Source organism: Curtobacterium sp. PhB78, assembly GCF_003751685.1.
GTDB lineage: Bacteria > Actinomycetota > Actinomycetes > Actinomycetales > Microbacteriaceae > Curtobacterium.
On sequence record NZ_RKIA01000003.1, the window covers coordinates 93318 to 113345 of the forward strand.

General features: G+C 67.9%; 19 protein-coding genes. 12 read left to right on the forward strand and 7 right to left on the reverse strand.

The annotated features are described in order from the left end of the window. The first annotated feature begins 2 nt into the window (after positions 1 to 2). The 6 genes from yidC (at position 3) to EDF53_RS07285 (ending at position 4577) form a co-directional block, all read left to right on the forward strand. The gene (yidC, locus tag EDF53_RS07260; protein ID WP_123292941.1) at positions 3 to 971 is read left to right on the forward strand and encodes a membrane protein insertase YidC; all 969 of its coding nucleotides are present in this window, start codon (positions 3 to 5) and stop codon (positions 969 to 971) included. Then, positions 972 to 1472, forward strand: a complete 501-nt coding sequence (locus tag EDF53_RS07265) for a R3H domain-containing nucleic acid-binding protein (RefSeq protein WP_111083678.1) — start codon at positions 972 to 974, stop codon at positions 1470 to 1472. Continuing rightward, positions 1469 to 2149 carry a 16S rRNA (guanine(527)-N(7))-methyltransferase RsmG gene (gene rsmG / locus EDF53_RS07270; protein ID WP_123292942.1) on the forward strand — a complete coding sequence of 227 codons (681 nt, stop codon included), beginning with the start codon at positions 1469 to 1471 and terminating at the stop codon, positions 2147 to 2149. Before EDF53_RS07265 ends, rsmG begins: the two co-directional genes overlap by 4 nt. A gap of 81 nt (positions 2150 to 2230) precedes the next feature. Then, positions 2231 to 3124 (forward strand): ParA family protein, encoded by an 894-nt coding sequence (locus EDF53_RS07275; protein WP_311316834.1) that lies wholly within the window; start codon positions 2231 to 2233, stop codon positions 3122 to 3124. Then, positions 3124 to 4089 (forward strand): ParB/RepB/Spo0J family partition protein, encoded by a 966-nt coding sequence (locus tag EDF53_RS07280; protein ID WP_123292944.1) that lies wholly within the window; start codon positions 3124 to 3126, stop codon positions 4087 to 4089. Before EDF53_RS07275 ends, EDF53_RS07280 begins: the two co-directional genes overlap by 1 nt. Positions 4090 to 4268: 179 nt before the next feature. Further along, a complete protein-coding gene (locus tag EDF53_RS07285) occupies positions 4269 to 4577 on the forward strand; it encodes a helix-turn-helix domain-containing protein (RefSeq protein WP_123293389.1) in 309 nt (102 codons plus the stop codon). A 24-nt stretch (positions 4578 to 4601) separates the two neighbouring features. Here EDF53_RS07285 and EDF53_RS07290 read toward each other — a convergent pair whose 3' ends face one another. The 7 genes from EDF53_RS07290 to EDF53_RS19545 form a co-directional block, all read right to left on the reverse strand. After that, positions 4602 to 5189: a ClpP family protease gene (locus EDF53_RS07290; protein WP_123292945.1), complete on the reverse strand. Its 588-nt coding sequence runs from the start codon at positions 5187 to 5189 to the stop codon at positions 4602 to 4604. Beyond that, positions 5186 to 5824, reverse strand: coding sequence for a ClpP family protease (locus EDF53_RS07295; RefSeq protein WP_123292946.1), 639 nt, complete (start codon positions 5822 to 5824; stop codon positions 5186 to 5188). Before EDF53_RS07295 ends, EDF53_RS07290 begins: the two co-directional genes overlap by 4 nt. A 150-nt stretch (positions 5825 to 5974) precedes the next feature. After that, entirely contained in the window at positions 5975 to 6937 is a 963-nt protein-coding gene (locus tag EDF53_RS07300) for a D-alanine--D-alanine ligase (RefSeq protein WP_123292947.1), read from the reverse strand. Positions 6938 to 6997: 60 nt separating this feature from the next. Beyond that, a complete protein-coding gene (locus tag EDF53_RS07305; RefSeq protein WP_123292948.1) occupies positions 6998 to 8302 on the reverse strand; it encodes a PLP-dependent aminotransferase family protein in 1305 nt (434 codons plus the stop codon). A 647-nt stretch (positions 8303 to 8949) separates the two neighbouring features. Beyond that, entirely contained in the window at positions 8950 to 9276 is a 327-nt protein-coding gene (gene trxA / locus EDF53_RS07310) for a thioredoxin (RefSeq protein WP_111124403.1), read from the reverse strand. Positions 9277 to 9352: 76 nt separating this feature from the next. Next, positions 9353 to 10339 carry a thioredoxin-disulfide reductase gene (trxB, locus tag EDF53_RS07315; RefSeq protein WP_123292949.1) on the reverse strand — a complete coding sequence of 329 codons (987 nt, stop codon included), beginning with the start codon at positions 10337 to 10339 and terminating at the stop codon, positions 9353 to 9355. An 83-nt stretch (positions 10340 to 10422) separates the two neighbouring features. After that, the gene (locus tag EDF53_RS19545) at positions 10423 to 14547 is read right to left on the reverse strand and encodes a DUF6049 family protein (RefSeq protein ID WP_221181201.1); all 4125 of its coding nucleotides are present in this window, start codon (positions 14545 to 14547) and stop codon (positions 10423 to 10425) included. Positions 14548 to 14657: 110 nt separating this feature from the next. On the opposite strand from EDF53_RS19545, the gene EDF53_RS07325 reads away from it, so the two are divergent. The 6 genes from EDF53_RS07325 to dnaB all read left to right on the forward strand — a co-directional run bounded on the left by EDF53_RS07325 (position 14658) and on the right by dnaB (position 20010). Further along, complete coding sequence (locus EDF53_RS07325; protein WP_123293391.1) at positions 14658 to 16094, forward strand: CCA tRNA nucleotidyltransferase; 1437 nt, start codon at positions 14658 to 14660, stop codon at positions 16092 to 16094. Positions 16095 to 16253: 159 nt separating this feature from the next. Next, positions 16254 to 16637 (forward strand): 30S ribosomal protein S6, encoded by a 384-nt coding sequence (gene rpsF / locus EDF53_RS07330; RefSeq protein ID WP_111083667.1) that lies wholly within the window; start codon positions 16254 to 16256, stop codon positions 16635 to 16637. Between the two features lie 3 nt (positions 16638 to 16640). After that, positions 16641 to 17228 carry a single-stranded DNA-binding protein gene (locus EDF53_RS07335; RefSeq protein WP_123292950.1) on the forward strand — a complete coding sequence of 196 codons (588 nt, stop codon included), beginning with the start codon at positions 16641 to 16643 and terminating at the stop codon, positions 17226 to 17228. Positions 17229 to 17278: 50 nt separating this feature from the next. After that, positions 17279 to 17536 carry a 30S ribosomal protein S18 gene (gene rpsR / locus EDF53_RS07340; protein ID WP_017887834.1) on the forward strand — a complete coding sequence of 86 codons (258 nt, stop codon included), beginning with the start codon at positions 17279 to 17281 and terminating at the stop codon, positions 17534 to 17536. Positions 17537 to 17550: 14 nt separating this feature from the next. Beyond that, on the forward strand, positions 17551 to 18003 hold the full coding sequence (rplI, locus tag EDF53_RS07345; protein WP_111083665.1) for a 50S ribosomal protein L9: 453 nt from the start codon (positions 17551 to 17553) through the stop codon (positions 18001 to 18003). A gap of 642 nt (positions 18004 to 18645) precedes the next feature. Beyond that, on the forward strand, positions 18646 to 20010 hold the full coding sequence (dnaB, locus tag EDF53_RS07350; RefSeq protein ID WP_111083664.1) for a replicative DNA helicase: 1365 nt from the start codon (positions 18646 to 18648) through the stop codon (positions 20008 to 20010). The last annotated feature ends 18 nt before the right edge of the window (positions 20011 to 20028 follow it).

Genomic DNA, 20028 nt, shown 5'->3' on the forward strand with positions numbered 1-20028 from the left:
CCATGGACATCATCGGTACGATCCTCTGGCCGCTCAAATGGGTGGTCTCCGCCATCCTCGTCGGCTTCCACTGGATCTTCGAGAGCATCGGCATGGACCCGGGCGCGGGTATCACCTGGGTCCTCTCCATCATCTTCCTGACCTTCGTGGTCCGCGCCGCGCTGATCCCGATCTTCGTGCGGCAGATCAAGTCGCAGCGCCGCATGCTCGAGGTCGCGCCGCAGCTGAAGAAGATCCAGGACAAGTACAAGGGCAAGAAGGACCAGTTCTCGCGTGAGGCCATGAGCCGCGAGACCATGGCCCTGTACAAGGAGACGGGCACCAACCCGCTGAGCTCCTGCCTGCCGCTGCTGCTGCAGATGCCGATCTTCTTCTCGCTGTACTCGGTGCTGCACGAAGCCCAGATCAACAAGACGGGCATCGGCCTGCTGACGAACGACCTCGCGGCGTCGTTCGGCAACGCGGCCCTGTTCGGTGCTCCCCTGCACGAGACGTTCACCAACGCCTCCGGGTGGGAAGTCCGTGCGATCGCCGGCTTCATGATCGTCGTCATGACCGCGTCGCAGTTCATCACGCAGCTGCAGCTCGTCGCCAAGAACATGTCGCCGGAGACCAAGGCCTCGCCGATGTACCGCCAGCAGAAGATGATGCTGTACATCCTCCCGCTGGTCTTCGTGATCTCGGGTCTGAGCTTCCCCCTCGGCGTCATGTTCTACTGGCTCGCCTCGAACGTCTGGACGATGGCGCAGCAGTACTTCGTCATCCGCAGCATGCCGACGCCTGGTTCCGAGGCGGCCCTGGCACGTGAGGCGCGTCTGGCCAAGAAGGCCCAGCGTCGCGGCATCGCCAACCCGGTCCTCGCCGAGGCCGGTGCCGGTGCTGGCGCCGCCGAGATCGAGGCCGTGCGCGTCACCACCCAGCGTTCGCAGCCGGTCGGCAAGCAGCGCTCGAAGAAGAACGGGAAGAAGTAAGTGACCGAGCAGGACACCGCCGCAGCCGTCGACACCACCGAGGTCCCGGACGAGGACGCCCGTGACGAGGCCGACATCGCTGCGGACTACATCGAGGAACTCCTCGACATCTGCGACCTCGACGGGGACATCGAGATCGAGGAGCGCGCCGGTCGCGTCTACCTGTCGGTCACCGACGACGGCGAGGCGCTCCGCGTCCTCTCGAAGCCGGACACGGTCACGGCCCTGCAGGAACTCACCCGCATCGCCGTCCAGGCCGAGACGGGCGAGTTCAGCCGGCTCATCCTCGACGTGGGCGGCTCCCGTGACGCTCGTGCCGACGAGCTGCAGCGACTGGTCGACACCGCCGTCGAGCGCATCGAAGCCGGATCGTCCTCCGCAGCACTCCCCCCGATGTCGTCGTACGAGCGCAAGCTGGTCCACGACCTCGTCGCTGAGAAGGGCTTCCACTCGGAGTCCGAGGGTGAGGGTCGGGACCGCCACACGGTCGTCACCCGATGACGGACGAGTCGGTGTCAGCCGACACCGCTCCCGTGCTTTCGGACGCTGCTCCGGTGCTCGAGGCTGAGCCTGCGGTTGCGTCCGTGCTCTTCGGCGATCAGATCGAGACGGCTCGGTCGTTCACGAACGAGCTGGCTCGCCGAGGCGAGGAGCTGGGCCTGATCGGCCCGCTTGAGTTGCCTCGACTGTGGACGCGACACATCCTCAACTCTGCCTTGCTGGCGCCCCTCCTGGAGGCCCGTGGTCGGGTCGCCGACGTCGGCTCGGGTGCGGGATTGCCTGGTCTCGTGCTCGCGATCGCCCGTCCGGACGTGCACTTCACGCTCATCGAGCCGATGGAGCGCCGCGTGGACTGGCTCACCAGTGAGTCGAGCCGGCTCGGCCTGTCGAACGTGACGGTGGTCCGCGGCCGCGCCGAGGACGTCTCCGACGGCATCGTGGTCGACCAGGTCACTGCGCGTGCCGTCAGTGCGTTGTCGAAGCTCATCCCGATGACGGTTCCACTCGTCCGCTCGGGCGGGCAGCTCATCCTGATGAAGGGTGCGCGAGTCGACGACGAGATCGAGAAGGCTCGCAAGGTCATCCTGCGCCAGCACCTCTCGGACGTCGAGGTCCTCGAGCTCGGGGACGGTGTGGTCGCAGAGACCACGCGGGTCTTCCGGGCTACAGTTGACTGACCCTGCGGCTTGGATCGGGACGACTGATCTCTTGCTGCTCCACGTTTCACGTGAAACATCGAACCGGGGAAGAGGCACTCGTTGAGCTCATCGACCGATTACGACGCGTCGACTCCGCTTGCTCGCGAGATCGCCGACCTGAACCGCCGACGCCGGGCGATCGCGACGCAGCAGTTCCCATTGCCCTCGAAGACGCGGATCATCACCGTGTCGAACCAGAAGGGTGGCGTCGGGAAGACCACGACGACCGTCAACTTGGCTGCTGGCCTCGCGCACGGTGGCGCACGGGTGCTCGTGATCGACCTCGATCCGCAGGGCAATGCGTCGACGGCCTTGGGCGTCGACCACCAGGCTGAGGTCGCGAGCATCTATGACGTCATCGTCGACGAGGCCGCAATGGCCGACACCGTGCAGCAGTCGCCCGAGTCCGACACCCTCTGGTGCGTCCCAGCGACGATCCACCTCGCGGGCGCTGAGATCGAGCTCGTCTCCTTGGTCGCTCGAGAACAACGCCTCCGTACGGCGCTCGATCTGTACCTCCAGTCGCTGGACGAGCCGTACCACTACGTCTTCATCGACTGCCCGCCGTCGCTCGGTCTCCTCACGATCAACGCGTTCGTGGCGGCGCAGGAAGTCCTGATCCCGATCCAGTGCGAGTACTACGCGCTCGAGGGACTCAGCCAGCTGCTGCGCAACATCGAGCTCATCGAGCGGCACCTCAACCCGAACCTCCGGGTCTCGACGATCCTGCTCACCATGTACGACGGTCGGACCAACCTGGCGAACCAGGTGGCGAACGACGTCCGCGAGCACTTCGGTGATCAGGTGTTGAAGGCGATGATCCCCCGGTCCGTCCGGGTGAGTGAAGCGCCGAGTTACGGACAGAGCGTCGTCGCGTACGACGTGAACTCCACCGGGTCGCTCTCCTACTTGGAAGCGGCCGCCGAGATCGCAGCACGAGGAGCGCAAGACTGATGGCACCCAAGCGAACTGGACTCGGCCGCGGCATCGGCGCGCTCATCCCGACTGCGACGGACCAGCAGGACCGCCCAGTGGACGTGTTCTTCCCGACTGGTGGGTCGCCGGCGTCGGCACCCACCGCGGACGAGCTCGTCGCCGTTCCGGGAGCCCGACTCGCGAACCTCAACCCGCTGGACGTGATCCCGAACGGGCAGCAGCCGCGCAAGGAGTTCCGCGAAGAGGAGTTGCAGGAGCTCGTCCACTCCATCCGTGAGATCGGCGTGCTGCAGCCCATCGTGGTCCGTCCAATCCCCGGGGCTGCGGGGACGGAGCCGCAGTATGAGCTGATCATGGGTGAGCGGCGCCTCCGCGCCACCAAGGAACTGGGGCTCACGACCATCCCGGCGATCGTCAAGGAGACGCCGGACGACGCGATGCTCCGGGACGCCCTGCTCGAGAACCTGCACCGGGCGCAGCTCAACCCGCTCGAAGAGGCTTCGGCGTACCAGCAGCTCCTGGCGGACTTCGGGATCACGCAGGAACAGCTCGGCCAGCGGATCGGCCGCTCCCGTCCGCAGATCACCAACACCATCCGTCTGCTGCGGCTCCCCTCCCCCGTGCAGCGTCGGGTCGCTGCCGGCGTGCTGTCGGCCGGTCACGCACGCGCGATCCTTGCTGCCCCGGACGCGGAGGCGATGGAGTACCTCGCTGAGAAGATCGTCAACGAGGACCTGTCGGTGCGCGCTGCCGAAGCGATCGCGCAGCAGTTGGCGACGAAGACCCCTCCGAAGACGACGCCGCAGCCCTCCAAGAACCAGGCGCACTTCAACGATCTTGCTGAGCGCATCGGGGACCGGCTGAACACACGGGTCAAGATCGCCGTCGGTGCCCGGAAGAGCTCCGTGACGATCGACTTCGCGAACGGCGACGACCTCAATCGCATCCTGTCGGAGCTGGGGATCAGCGACGTGTCGTCCTGACGGCTTGTCAATGGCGCTATGCGCCCCGTAGCGGGCCTCGCATGCCTGGTGTGGGTGCCCAGAGCAGCGAGGGGTCGTTCGGCCCGACACGGGGCGCGTAGCCGCTCCGCTGGCTCGAGTTCACGAGCAGCGAACGGGAAGCCCGTACGTTTCACGTGGAACACTGCCAGGCTCGCATCATGAGATCCCGCAATCCCGAGCCGCTCTGGCGTGATGTCGTCGGTCAAGAACTCCGCGCTCGTCGCCGCGTCCGCGGGGACACCCTGCAGGATGTCGCCCGTCGCGCAGGGGTGTCGCCGCAGTACTTGTCGGAGATGGAACGGGGGCGGAAGGAGCCTTCGAGCGAGATGTTGGCAGCAGTGGCCGGCGCGCTCGAGAGCTCCTTGCTGGACTTGACGGCGGCGGCAGCAGAACAGCTCCGCGAGCGAGCACGTTCCGCAGGTACTGGTGGCGAACAAGTGCGGAGCGCGTTCGTCCTCGCTGCGTGAGGCGTCAACGGTCAGCGCCGTCCGTCAGCGTCGAGTGATCACGTGGTCCGCGAGACCGTACTGTCGGGCCTGTTGGGCCGTGAAGACGCGATCGTGATCCGTGTCGGCTCGGAGTTGGTCGACACTCTGGCCGCTGTGCTCGGCGAGCAGGCACTCGATCTCGGCCCGGATCCGAACGACCTCGTCCGCCTGCAGGATGAGCTCGGGAATGGCCCCCTGTCCCTGCGCCGCGGGTTGGTGGAGCACGACCCGAGCATGCGGCAGGGCCGACCGCTTTCCTTCGGCGCCCGCGGCGAGCAGGACGGCTCCGACACCGATTGCCTGCCCAACACAGGTGGTCGCGACGGCGGGGCGGATGAACCGCATGGTGTCGTAGACGGCGAGCATGGCACTCGGATCGCCGCCGTCGCAGTTGACGTAGAGCTGCACGTCCGAGTCCGGGTTGTCCGACTCGAGGAAGAGGAGTTGCGCGATGAGGGCATTGGCGACGCCAGCATCGATCGCGGTCCCGATGTAGATGATCCGCTCGGTGAGGAGGTGCGAGTAGACGTCCAAGACTCGGTCGCCGCGAGCGTCACGCGCGATGACGTTCGGGATCGTGTACGTGCTCATCGGTCTCCCTCCCCTGCGGCAGGCCCGCCGAAGCCTGTCATCGTGGAACGCGGCTGCTGGGGCCGGATCACCGAGAAGTCGTCGACGATCAGGTCGACGAACCCGTAGTCGAGGGCCTCCCGCGCGGAGTACCAGTGGTCGTGCAGCGAGTCCTCGAAGATGCGGTCGACCGTCTGTCCGGTGTCCGCTGCGATGAGTCCGAGCACGGTGTCGCGGGTGTCACGGAGGTGGTCTGCCTGTAGCGCCACGTCCACCGCACTCCCCCCGATCCCTGCGGATCCCTGGTGCATCAGGATCCGGCTGTGCGGCAGCGCTCGTCGCTTGCCAGGGGTACCCGAGGACAGCAGGAACTGCCCCGCACTGCAGGCGATCCCGAATGCGAGCGTGCTGACGCCGTTGGGGATCACCCGCATGAGGTCCCGGAGTGCGAGCATTGCCGGAACTGATCCTCCGGGCGAATGGATCCAGAGCGCGATGTCGTTCCAGGGGTCCGACGTCGCGAGCTGTACCAACTGCGTCATCAAGACCGTGCCGTTGTCATCGTCGAGGGCGCCGTCGAGTACGAGCACGCGTTGGTCGAAGAGGGCACGCCGGTACTCGGTCGTGAAGGCTGCGGGGGGTGGTGAATCGGTCATGCGTCCACCGTGCGCCCACAGATGACCCGAGGCACCCGTTGCTGCTCAGAGCGGATCAGCTCTCAGCAGCGAACCACGAGTGCGACGTTCCACGTGGAACATCGACTCTCACGCACTCCGATGTTCCACGTGGAACGTCGATCTTGCGGATCAGGCGTGGTGGTCGCGGATCGCCTGCTCGGCGAGCTCGGCGTACGTCCACCCGAGATCGAACCCCGATGCGGAGAGAGCCTGCGGCAGCAGGGATGTCTCGGTCAGACCCGGGAGCACGTTGGCTTCGAGGAACCACGGCGTTCCGGCGCCGTCGATGATGAGGTCCACACGGGACAGGTGGCGGAGGCCGAGGGCTGTGTGCGCCGCGACAGCGGCATCAGCTGCAGCGGTCGCGAACTCGTCAGACAGTCGGGCGGGGGTGTAGAACGTCGTCTCCCCCGCGTTGTACCGCGCCTCGAAGCCGTAGATGCCGTTCCGCGGAACGATCTCCACCGCGGAGAGCGCCACCGGCCCGTCGCCCGTGTCGATGATGCCGACCGCGACCTCGGTGCCGCGGATGAGCTGCTCGACCACGACGTCGTCGCAGTACGTGTAAGCCGTGACCATGGCACGCGGCAGGTCGTTGACGTCATCGACGAGGGTCACTCCCTGCGCGCTGCCGCCACGCGCCGGCTTCACGGCGAGCGGGACCGGGTGCTCCCCCGCGATGGCCTCGAGCACCCCGACGGCGCCGAGCTCGCGGAACACGTCGTGGGACAGCGTGACGGAGCGAGGGGTGCGGACGCCCGCCCGCGCGACCAGCGCTGACGCCGTGGGCTTGTCCCATGCCAACCGGGCCGACGTGGAACGTGAGCCGACGAACGGGATGTCCACCGCCTCCAGGATGCCCCGCAGGGCCCCGTCTTCACCGGAGGCGCCGTGCAGAGCCGGCCACACGACGTCCGGGCGGGACTCGGCGAGAGCCGGCAGCAGCAGCGCGTCGGCGTCGCGGAGATCAACCTGCCAGCCGTACCCGGTCAGCGAGTCGGCGACGCGCCGACCGGAGCGCAGGGAGACGTCACGCTCGTGCGAGATCCCTCCGGCGACGACGACGACGTGACGACGAGTGAGCTCAGCCATGGGGATCCTCCGGTGTGGAACGACGGTGCTGGTGGGCCACGCACCGCGGAAAAGTGCTGATCAGGAGATGTTCGGCGGCGGCGCGCTGACCGAGGACGTCTCGCGGACGACGCTGTTCGGCCGAGTCGTCGGACCGAACGTCTCGATCAGCTCGAGCTCGTCGTTGACGACGTTGGCGAGCCGCTTCACGCCGACGCGGATCTGCTCGGGGGTCGGGTAGCAGAACGACAGGCGGATGTGCCCGCCGCCACGACCGTCGGCGTAGAAGGCCGTCCCCGGCGTGTAGGCGACGAGCTCCTTCACGGCGCGCGGCAGCATGCCCTTCGAGTCGAGGGACTCGGGGAGCGTCAGCCAGACGAAGAAGCCACCGTTCGGCTTCGTCCAGGACAGGTCCGGCAGGAACTCCCCCAGGGCGGACAGCATGGCGTCACGGCGCTCCGCGTAGATGCCCCGGAAGGTGTCGACCTGACCCTTCCAGTCCGCGGCGCCGAGGTAGGCGTTCACGACGTACTGCCCGAAGGAGTTCGGGGCGAGGACGGCGGACTCGTTGGCGAGCACGAGCTTCTCGCGGATGGCGTGCGGTGCGAGCGCCCAGCCGACGCGGAAACCGGGTGCGAGGGTCTTCGAGAAGGACCCCAGGTACACGACGCCCTCTTCGTCGATGGAACGGATCGCCTGCGGTGCCGGCTCGTCGAACCAGAGGAGTCCGTAGGGGTTGTCCTCGAGCACCAGGATGTTGTTCGACCGGCAGATGTCGAGCACCTCGATGCGGCGCTCCCGGCTCATGGTGACGCCGGCCGGGTTGTGGAAGTTGGGGATCGTGTAGAGGAACTTGATCCGCTTGCCCTGCGTGCGGAGGTTCGCGATCGCCTCACGTAGTGCCTCGGGCACCAGCCCGAGCTCGTCGGTCGTCACGTGGACGGTCTCGGCCTGGTACGACCGGAACACACCGATCGCGCCGACGTAGGACGGGGACTCGGCGAGGACGACGTCGCCCGGATCGATGAAGAGCCGCGTGACGAGGTCGAGCGCGTGCTGCGAGCCCGTCGTCACGACGACGTCCTCGGCACTGGCACGGATGCCCTCGAGGCTCATGACGTCCACGATGTGCTCACGGAGGGACCGCAGACCCTGTCCGCCGCCGTACTGCAGCGCCATGGCCGCGTGCTCGTTCATGACGCGGTCCAGGGAGCCCGTGACGAGCTCCCTCGGCAGCGCGGAGACGAACGGCATGCCGCCAGCCAGCGAGACCACCTCGGGGCGCGAGGCGACGGCGAACAGGGCTCGGACCTCGGAGGCGCTCAGCCCGGCGGTGCGCTGGGCGTAGGAGTCGTACCAGGGGTCGAGGCTGTTGCCGTTCGTCATACCGTGCTCCGATCAGTGAGACATTCCCGCCACACTACGACATCGACCCCGGAAACCCGGGCTCCGCGGCGGGGGCCGATCCGCAACGGGTGGCATGCGAACGCCCCGCCGGCGCCTGCTGAGCAGGACGAGGACGGGGCGTTCGGTGGTGCTGCCGGTCAGCAGCGCTGCCAGGAAGTGGTCGGGCGAATCGCTCCGTACATTGACCACGTCTGCCCGGGTGAGAGCGTCTTGCAGCTCGACCAAGAGCCGGGCCAGCCGGGGCCAAACACCTTGACTCGTTGTGACGAGCTGAAACAGTTCTTGAGCGAGAACCAGTAGGTGGTGCTGATCGGCGACCAGTTGCTGCCCTTTTTGAAGACGATCTGCTGGGCGCCGCCACAGGGGCCGACAGGCGCCCGAGGCGAAGCTGTTGCTTGCTCACTAGCGGTTGCGCTGGCCGGTGCAGCCAGTGCGCCCCCAAACACAAGTCCTGCCAACGTCACACATACTGCAAAACGATTCATGCTGCCTCTTTCCGCACCCCCGTGGTGCTCATCGACAATCTACTGAACGTTGAAATACCACCAAAGCTTTGCCAAAAGTTGCCACACGAAAACGCCCCCGACACGAGATGTGACGGGGGCGTTCGGTGGTGCGGGTGCGACCTACACGAGGAACTCGGCGAGGTCGGCCTCGAGCGCGGGCTTCGGCTTGGCGCCGATGACGGTCTTGACGACCTCGCCGCCCTTGAAGACCTTCATCGCCGGGATCGACGTGATCTGGTAGTTCATGGCCGACTGGGGGTTGTCGTCCACGTTGAGCTTCACGATCTCGATCTTGCCGGCGTGCTCTTCGGCGATCTGGTCGAGGATCGGCGAGACGGCGCGACACGGGCCGCACCACTCGGCCCAGAAGTCGACGAGGATCGTCTTGTCGGACTTGAGGACCTCGTCCGAGAAGGTGGCGTCGGTGACAGCCTTTGCGTTGGACATGGGTGTCCTTTCGTGAGAAGTCGGTACTGGGTGTGGAACCGCGGACGGGCCCCCGGCATTCCGGGGGCCGTACGGGTCAGGCGGAGATGGTGACCGGCTCGACCGGGGTCTCGCCCGCAGCAGCGTCGGTCAGCGTGTCCTCGAGGTCGGCGAGGTACTTCTCGGCGTCGAGCGCAGCGACCGCACCGGAACCGGCGGCCGTGATGGCCTGGCGGTAGGTGTGGTCGAGCACGTCGCCCGCGACGAAGACCCCGGGGACGCCGACGGCCTTGGACGTGCGGCCCTCGACGGCGATGGTGCCCTCGGGAGCGAGCTCGAGCTGACCGTGCACGAGGTGCACGCGGGGGTCGTTGCCGATCGCGATGAACAGACCGTCGAGGGCGAGTTCGCTCTCGGTGCCGTCCACGGTGTCCTTGAGGGTCACGCCGGTCACTGCGGAGTCACCCTGGATGCCGATGACCTCCTTGTTCCACGCGAACTCGATCTTCGGGTCGTTCTGGGCGCGGTCCTGCATGATCTTCGACGCGCGGAGGGTGTCCTTGCGGTGGATCACGGTCACCTTGTCGGCGAAGCGGGTGAGGAACGTCGCTTCTTCCATCGCGGAGTCGCCACCGCCGACCACGGCGATGTTCTTCTGGCGGAAGAAGAAGCCGTCGCAGGTCGCGCACCACGAGACACCGTGGCCCGAGAGGCGCTCTTCGTCGGCGATGCCGAGGTGGCGGTACGCCGAACCGGTCGCGTAGATGACCGCGAGGGCTTCGTAGGTCTCGCCGGAGCCGACGGTGACCTTCTTCACGTCGCCGGTGAGGTCGACGGAGACGGCGTCGTCGTACAGGACCTCAGCGCCGAACTTCTCGGCCTGCTCCTGCATCTTGATCATGAGGTCGGGACCCTGGATCCCCTCGGGGAAGCCCGGGAAGTTCTCGACCTCGGTCGTCTTGGTGAGTTCCCCGCCCGTCTCGACGCTGGACGCGACGATGAGCGGCTTGAGCTCTGCGCGCGCGGCGTAGATGCCGGCGGTGAACCCGGCCGGACCGGAACCGATGATGATGAGCTGGCGCATGCCTGACTGCCCTTCCGTTGCGTGCTGACCGGGTCAACACATGGTACCGGCGCGGCATTCCGCGACGTCCGGGAAGCGTGCGGTCAGCGACCGAGCTTGCTCTTCACCATGCCGACGGCGTTCTTGATCTCGCCGTTCTTCGCGACGACGAGCGCCCCGAAGTACACGAGGACCATGACGGCGCCGGTCAGGACGATGGTGATGAGTGCACCGGTGCGGTCGGACATCGCGAACCCGGCTGCGGAGAACGCCCCGAAGAAGTTCACGACCAGCAGGCCGACCACGCCGGCGATCAGCGCAGCGATGACGAACTGCACGTGCGAGCGGGTCACGACCGGTCCTTCGATGCTGCCGAGCTTGCGACGCACCAGGACGAGCGCGACGATCGTCTGCGCGGTGCCGGCGAGCGTCGTGCAGGCGGCCACACCGATGCCGATCACGGAGGTCGGGAACGTCGACACCGCGAGGGCACCGATGACGAACAGGACGGACTGGATGCACTGCATCAGGAACGGGGTCCGGTGGTCGTGCATGGCCCAGAACACGCGCTGGATGATGAACAACATGCTGAACAGCACCAGGCCCGGCATGTAGGCGACCAGGACGGCACCGACCTGCAGGGCGCTCTCGAACGTGCCCTCGTAGAGCCGGCCGAACGGCACCGCGACGACGACCAGCGCCACGGACGCGAAGACCGTGAAGAGTCCGACGATGCGCAGGGACAGCGACAGGTTCCGTCGGACTGATGCCAGGTCGCCGCGTGCAGCATCGTGGCTCATCCGGGTGAAGTACGCCGTCGCGATGGAGACCGTGATGATCGAGTGCGGCAGCATGAAGATGAGCCACGCGTTGCCGAGCACCGCGTTGCCGGGTCCGTCGCCCTGACCCTTCCACGCGACCGCGGACTGCACGATGCCGGCGACCTGGGTCACCAGGATCATCGCGAAGAGCCAGCCGGCAGCGGTTCCCGTCGACTTCAGGCCGACGCCGCGCCACCGGAAGTCCGGCCGGAAGGACAGCCCTGCTCGCCGCCAGAACAGCGGGAGGAACGCCGCCTGGGCGAACACACCGAACGAGGCGCTGCCGGCGAGGAGCGCGATCTTCGCCGGGGTCCAATCGTCGAGGGCGCTGCCGCTCGTGCCGTACAGGGCGATGAACACCACGAGCCCGGCGATCGCGATGACGTTGTTGAGCAGCGGTGCCCAGGTGAACGGACCGAACACCTGCTTGGCGTTGAGGACCTCACCGAGCAGCGAGTACATCGCGTAGAACAGGATCTGCGGCAGGCACCAGAACGCGAAGGCGATGGCGAGGTCGGTCGCAGCGGGACTCCGGGTGTCCGAGGACGTCGTGTACAGGCGGACCAGGAGCGGCGCCAGTGCCGTCGCGACGATCGTGATGACGATGAAGACCGACCCGCCGAGCGTCACGATCTTGTTGACGTACGCCTGTCCGCCGTCCGTGCCGTTCTTCATGGCGCGGACGATCTGCGGGATGAGCACGGCCGACAGCAGGCCACCCGCGATGAGCGCGTAGATGTTGTTCGGCAGCTGGTTCGCGACGGCGAACGCGTTCGCCGAGGGGCTCTTGTTCTGCCCGATGGCGTACGCGAGCACGAAGGTCTTCGCGAAGCCGAGGATCCGGCTCACCATCGTCCCCGCTGCGAGCATCGCACTCGCCCGCCCCAGGCTGCGCTCCGCGACCGGTTCCGCGTCGACGTCGGGCTGGGGCTGGGTGGCGCTGATGGTCGGCTCCTCGGGGTCGCGGGCGTCCGCGACGCGGCTGGTACGGGCGTCGGACGGGAGGCCCGGCTCGGCCCCGGCACGGGCGATCGCGTCCTGCAGGCGGTCGCCACCAGGAGCCGCGACAGCGGCCGTGCCGGAGCCGGCCACGGCGAACGCGGTGGGTGCCTCGGCGCGGTGATCCGGGCCTCCCGGTCCGGCGACCGATCCCGTGGACGGAGCAGCCGCGCCGGGCGCACCCGGCTGCACGGCGAGCGGGCGGTTGGGGTCGTCGTCGTCCTCGTCGTCGAGTTCGCCGTTGCGACGACGGATGCGCTTCCGGATGCTGCGGAAGATCCCGAAGCCGAAGATCGCGATCAGGGCGACCGCTGCGGCGGCGGTGATGACCGTCTCCCACTGCGCCTGGACGTTGAGTTCGACGGTGGCCGGCTGCGCGATGGCGACGCCGGTCGGGCTCGACAGGGACATCGTCAGCTCGACCTTGCCGTTCGCGACGGACTGCACGGGGACGGTCGCTCGGGTCGAGGAGTCCGGTTGGATCTCGACGACGATGTCGTTGCGGACGATCCGGAGCGCGGAGTTCGACGGCTGGACGGCCAGGTGCACCGTCACCGGGTAGTCCGAGCTGTTGCGGATGGACACCGGCAGCGAGGACCGGTCGCCGAGCAGGGTCAGGCTGCTCGAGTCGACGATCCCGACCTCGGTGGTCTGCTTCGCCCAGGCTGCGGTGCGGACGTCGACCGCGGCCTGGAGCCCGTCGTCGTCCCCGCGCCACGCGTTCGAGGCGATGGCGAGCAGCCGGAGGCGTGCGGGAGCCGTCAGTGCAGCGGGGGTGTCGAGGATGGTGGCGAACGCGGAGAGCCCCTGTTCGCCCTGTACCAGGCGCTTCAGCTGCGCGATGCGGTCGGCCCCGGTGGATGCACTGTTGAGCGTGAGCGACCCCGCGGTGGCGTCCGACGCGGTGGAGAGGTCAGCCGGTGCCACCCAGGCGGTGCTCTCGAGGGCGTCGAGTGTCTGGCTGAGGCGCGTGGAGTCCGACGGCCAGTCGCGACCGAGGGTGAGCAGGATCGGCCCGGTCGTGCCGCCGTCGCGCGCCGAGGTGGCGAGCGTCGCGGTGAGCTCGGACATCGCCGACGACCAGCTCTGGCGGTCCGGTGCGGTCGCGGCGTCGCGCAGCAGGGACGACATCGACTGGTCCGACACGAGGACGTGGTCGTCGCCGATCTTCTCCGACGCCGAGACCGTGGCGTTCGCGCCGGCGGAGGTGTTCCCGCTCGACACGATGGTGGTGTCCTTGTCGGCCCGCTGCAGTGCCGTGAGGTCGGCCGCGGTCACGGTGCCGTCCGCCGGCCACGCGATGGAGTCCATCGAGTACGGGAAGTCCAGCAGCTGCTCGGTCGTCGGCAGCGTCTCCGTGGTGTCGCCCGAGCCGGCGTCGGTGGTGGCGTCGTCGCTCGGGGACGCGGTGCTGCTCGGGGTCGTCGTCTGCCCGGGCGTCGCGGTCGGGGTCGGTGCGGGGGTCTCAGCGCCGGGGAAGTTCTCGGTCTTCACGGACTGGTCGAGCGAGATCGGGGCGAGGATGCCGTCCGACCCGGCCTGGCGCAGCCCGGTGACGTCGGCGTCGGCGTAGGACAACGCGAAGGTCTCGTTGCGCAGGGACTCGAGGCGCTGGAGCCACGCGGTCGCAGCGGACGGCGCGTTCTCTCCGAGGATCCGGATCGAGGCGATGATGCGGGGGTCGACCGCGACGGCGACGTTGTGGTCCTCGGCGGCGTCGAGCTGCTGGGTGAGGGTGCCGTCCACCGAGGTCGCGGCGGCGAGGACGGCCGCGCTGAGGATGCCGTCCGTGGACTTCGGGACCGTCACCGGCATCGCGACGGAGACGCTGACCGGCACCTGCTCGAAGTCCGGGTACCAGGTGATCGCGGAGCGGGCGACGGCGAAGGTCTCACCGGCCGTGTACTCCGCCGCGATGCGCCGCGCACCGAACGAGGAGTACCCGCCGAGTGCCACGTTGCCCGAGACGATCTCGACCGAGTCGATGGTGACCGATCGGTGCGCCGGGACCTCCGGGATGTCCACGGAGTCCATCGGGGCGCCGAGGTAACCGGTCGTGGTGGTGTCGGCAAGCCAGTCGGCGAGGACGTCCCGCGTGCTCACGGAGCGGAAGATGTCGAACTCCGCGGTACCGGCGGGCAGCGCGGCGTCGGTGTCGTTCGTGACGGTCACCGAGAGGGTGAGGTCCTGGTCGCGCTGGACGATCCCACGGTGCGCGGGGGCGACCGAGATCGTGGCCTTGCCCGCATCGGCAGCAGCCGGATCGGCGAGGTGGGTCTTGGCCGACGACACCGTCGCAGCATCGGCGTGCGGGGCGCTGACGGGCGCGACGACCAGGCCGAGCGCGACGAGGGTCGACGCGGCTGCGGCGAGCGTGGTGCGGAGGATGTGCATACGGAAGCGGGCCACGGGGTCGGTTCGGGCCGAGCACGAGTGTATGAGGCGTGACCATGAACAGGTCCCGTGCGCGCGGGGTTGTGGAGAACTCGGGGCCTCGATCTGGGAGGATGAGCACCGTCATGCAGTCCGTTGCCCAGGCCGTCGAACGACTCGACGCACTCGCCACCACCGAGCCCGTCGACCTCCTCGCTCGGGCCTTCGCCGACGCCGGACACGAGCTGGCCTTGGTCGGCGGACCCGTGCGGGACGCCTTCCTCGGTCGTCCCGTCACCGACCTCGACTTCACGACGAGCGCTCGTCCGGACGACATCCTGCGCATCGTCGAACCGATCGCGAGCGCCACGTGGGACGTCGGCCGCCAGTTCGGCACCATCGCCGCTCTGGTCCGCGGCGAGCAGGTCGAGATCACCACCTACCGCAGCGACGTGTACGACGGCGAGACCCGCAAGCCCGAGGTCGCGTTCGGCGACACCATCGAGGACGACCTGCTCCGCCGCGACTTCACCGTCAACGCGATGGCGCTCCGGCTCCCGGCGCGCGAGCTCGTCGACGTGCACGGCGGCGTCGAGGACCTGCTGGCCGCACGACTCCGCACCCCGCAGGCCGCCGTGGTGTCGTTCCGCGACGACCCGCTCCGGATGATGCGGGCAGCGCGGTTCACCTCGCAGCTCGGGTTCACCGTCGACGACGACGTCCGTGCCGCCATGCAGGACCTCGTCGACTCCATCGACATCGTGTCCGCCGAGCGGGTGCGCGACGAACTCGTCAAGCTGCTCGGCACGGGCGACCCCGTGCCGGGCATCCGCCTGCTCGTGGACACCGGGCTGGCGCAGCGGTTCCTGCCAGAGCTGCCCGAGATGCAGCTCGAGATCGACGAGCACCACCACCACAAGGACGTCTACGAGCACTCTCTGACCGTGCTCGAACAGGCGATCGGCTACGAGGCCGAGCGGCACGCGGGCGACCCCCCGGACACCGTGCTGCGGCTCGCGGCGCTGCTGCACGACATCGGCAAGCCCGCCACCCGCAAGCTCGAGCCGGGCGGCGCCGTCAGCTTCCACCACCACGACCTGGTCGGCTCGAAGCTCGCGAAGAAGCGGCTCCGGGCCCTGCGCTTCGACAACGACACCATCGCCGCGGTCGCACGGTTGATCGAACTGCACCTGCGGTTCTTCGGGTACACCGACGGTGCCTGGACCGACTCGGCCGTCCGGCGCTACGTCCGCGACGCCGGCCCGCAGCTCGAACGGCTGCACGAGCTCACCCGCTCGGACGTCACCACCCGGAACCGTCGCAAGGCCGATCGCCTGGCGTTCGCGTACGACGACCTCGAGGAGCGGATCCGCGTCCTGGCCGACCAAGAGGAGCTGGACTCGATCCGGCCCGACCTGACCGGCGACGACATCATGCGGATCCTCGACATCCCGCCGGGGCGTGCCGTGGGCGAGGCCTACCGCTTCCTCCTCGAGGCGCGGATGGACGACGGGCCGCTCGGCGCCGACGCTGCCGAGGCGCGCCTGCGCGACTGGTGGGCCGCTCGGGACGCGACCGCCTGACGGACGCGACGGTTCTCCACAGACCGGTGGCGCGCCTCCAGGCCGTCGGGTAGTCTGTGCAGGTTGCCCGGCGCGTGTCTGCGCGCTGTGGCACATGCATCAACCCTCCTGCCCCGGGAACTGCCCGGGGCCGCTGAGACCAGAGGAGGTGGGTTCCGCATGCACCAGTACGAACTGATGGCGATCCTCGACCCCGAGATCGATGAGCGCACCGTCGCTCCCAGCCTGGACAAGTTCCTCGCTGTCATCCGCAACGACGGTGGCACCGTCGACAACGTGGACGTCTGGGGCCGTCGCCGGCTCGCTTACGAGATCGCCAAGAAGTCCGAGGGCATCTACGCCGTCGTCGACTTCACGTCCTCGCCCGAGGCCGCCAAGGAGCTCGACCGTCAGCTCGGTCTCTCCGAGGCCGTGCTCCGCACGAAGGTCCTCCGCGCCGAAGAGGGCATCGCGCAGGTCGCTGCCCAGAAGCAGCGCGACGAGGCACGCGCAGCCCGCAAGGCTGCCAACGCCTCCGCAACCGCGACCGCGAGCGCCGAGTAACCCGTGGCCGGCGAAACCGTCATCACGGTGGTGGGCAACCTCACCGCGGACCCCGAGCTGCGGTACACGCAGAACGGGCTCGCAGTGGCGAACTTCACCATCGCCTCCACGCCTCGCACGTTCGACCGTCAGGCGAACGAGTGGAAGGACGGCGACGCGCTGTTCCTCCGCGCGAGTGTGTGGCGGGAGTTCGCCGAGCACGTGGCGGGGTCGCTGACGAAGGGCTCGCGCGTCATCGCGCAGGGTCGTCTGCGTCAGCGTTCCTACCAGGACCGTGAGGGTCAGCAGCGCACGAGCATCGAGCTCGAGGTCGACGAGATCGGCCCGTCGCTCCGGTACGCGACCGCACAGATCACCCGCGCAGCGGGTGGCGGCGGCGGTCGTGGCCAGGTCGGCGGCGGCAACGGCGGCGGTCAGCAGGGCGGCGGCAACGGCGGCTGGAACAACAACGGTGGCGGCAACGCCCCCGCTGGTGGCCAGTCGGACGAGCCGTGGTCCCCGCAGGGTGGCCAGCAGGGCGGCGGCAACGCACAGTCGAACGACGTGTGGAGCACCCCCGGCGGCAACTTCGACGACGAGACCCCGTTCTGATCCTCCTGGTTCCGACGGACACACAACTTTTCTTCTAAGGACAAATCACTATGGCTGGAAAGAGCACCGGCGACCGCCGGAAGCCTCGCGGCAAGGGCGGCAAGAACGCCGCTCCCGCGAAGTCGATCAAGGTCGGCGTCATCGACTACAAGGACGTTGCGACCCTTCGCAAGTTCATCTCGGAGCGTGGGAAGATCCGCGCCCGTCGCATCACCGGCGTCTCCGTCCAGGAGCAGCGCCTCATCGCCCGTGCCGTGAAGAACGCCCGTGAGATGGCGCTCCTCCCCTACGCCGGCTCCGGCCGCTGATCGGAGGTCGACACATGTCGAAGCTCATCCTCACCCACGAGGTCTCCGGCCTCGGTTCCGCTGGTGACGTCGTCGACGTCAAGAACGGCTACGCCCGCAACTACCTCATCCCCCAGGGCTTCGCTGTCGCGTGGTCCAAGGGCGGCGAGAAGCAGGTCGAGTCGATCCGTGCCGCGCGCACCGCGCGTGAGCTCGCCACCATCGAAGAGGCACAGGACCTCAAGATGAAGCTCGAGAACGCGACCATCTCCCTGGCGGTCAAGGCCGGCAAGGACGGTCGTCTGTTCGGCTCCGTCCGTCCGGGCGACGTCGCTGACGCCGTCCAGGCGCAGGGCGTCGGCTCGCTCGACAAGCGCAAGGTCGAGGTCCCCGCGACCATCAAGACCGTCGGTGACCACGAGGCCACCGTGCGTCTGCGCGAGGACATCACTGCCGTGATCTCGCTCAAGGTCGTCGCTGCCAAGTAGCACTGACGTTTCGCTCCACGACGGGCGGGTCTCCTTCGGGAGGCCCGCCCGTCGTTGCGTTGGCGAGGTGTGGGGCGGGGCGCGGGGCGTGCGGGGTTCACTTGGTGAGCAGAAAAGGTCGGGTCCCGATCCCCCACTCGACATCTTCTGCTCACCATCAACGCACGGTCGTCCAGAACGGCCGGGAGGCCCGGCTCGGCTTGCACGGGCGGGCTCGGCTTGGCTGGCTGGTTACCTCTCAGGCACGGCCCGGCTTGCTGGGAACGGCCCGAGAACACTTCCCACAGGTGGGGTGCTTGTCAAGTCGTTTTACACAGCAGAAACGTGTCAAATCAGAACCTTCAAGGCGTACTTGAACCCCACTTTTCCACACATGGTGTGAACCGGAAAACCCCAGGTCAAGTGGTCGAAAGTGTGTTCCCATGGCTCTGTTTCCACAGGCTCGTCCACAGTTCTCCACACAGCATTCCGGCGTGTTCCGCAATCCCTCCACAGAGTTATCCACAGGGCCGTTTGTTGGGGATAACTCTGCGGCCGTAGCTTGGCCCAGCGACTGGGGGATGTCGGTCGCTGGGGGTAGAAAGTCGTTGCAGGTGTCGGACCACGGTGTCCAGCCCTGCGTCGTTCAACAGAGGAGAGAGTGTGTCGATCGCGCATCTTGAGCCCGCACCGCAGGAGTACGCGGAGCGCGGCATGGAACGCACCCCGCCGCACGACCTGTTGGCCGAACAGTCGACCATCGGCGGCATGCTCCTGTCGAAGGACGCCGTCGCCGACGTCATCGAGACCGCTCGTGGCGTGGACTTCTACGTCCCCAAGCACGAGGTCATCTTCGACGCGATCCTCTCGCTCTACTCGCACGGCGAGCCCACCGACGTCATCGCCGTCACCGACGAGCTGACCAAGACCGGTCTGCTGTCCCGCGGTGGTGGCGCCGAGTACCTGCACAGCGTGACGAGCATGGTGCCGACCGCGGCCAACGCGGGGTACTACGCCGGGATCGTCGCCGAGAAGGCCGTCCTCCGTCGCCTCGTCGACGCCGGCACCCGCATCGTGCAGATGGGCTACGCGTCCGAGGGCGAGGTCACCGACCTCGTCAACAGCGCGCAGGCCGAGGTCTACAACGTCGCTGGTGGCGTGCAGACCGAGGACTACGTCCCCCTGACCGACGCCATCTCCGCCGCCCTCGACGAGATCGAGGCCGCCAAGGGCCGTGACGGCCAGATGACCGGCGTGCCGACCGGGTTCGCGCAGCTCGACGGCCTGACGAACGGCTTCCACCCCGGACAGCTGATCATCGTCGCCGCTCGACCCGCCCTCGGTAAGTCGACGCTCGCGCTCGACCTGTGCCGCGCCGCCGCGATCAAGCACGACCAGACCGCCGCGTTCTTCTCGCTCGAGATGGGTCGCGCCGAGATTGCCATGCGTCTGCTGTCCGCCGAGACCAGCGTGCCGCTGCAGAACATGCGCAAGGGCACCGTCGACTCCCGCGACTGGACCACCATCGCGCAGACCCGCGGGCGCATCAACGACGCCCCGTTCTTCATCGACGACTCCCCCAACATGACGCTGGTCGAGATCCGCGCCAAGTGCCGTCGACTCAAGCAGCAGCACAACCTCAAGCTCGTCGTCATCGACTACCTGCAGCTGATGACCTCGGGCAAGAAGGTCGAGAGCCGCCAGCAAGAGGTCTCCGAGTTCTCACGTGCGCTGAAGCTCATGGCGAAGGAGCTCCAGGTCCCCGTCATCGCGCTGTCCCAGCTGAACCGTGGCCCCGAGCAGCGTGCCGACAAGAAGCCGGCGATCTCCGACCTGCGTGAGTCCGGGTCAATCGAGCAGGACGCCGACATGGTCATCCTGCTGCACCGCGAGTCGGCGTACGAGAAGGACAACCCCCGGCAGGGTGAGGCGGACCTGATCGTGGCGAAGCACCGCAACGGTCCGACGGACACCATCACCGTGGCGTTCCACGGGATGTTCTCGCGGTTCGTGGACATGCCGCAGTAGGGCGGGTGCCGCCCGCCA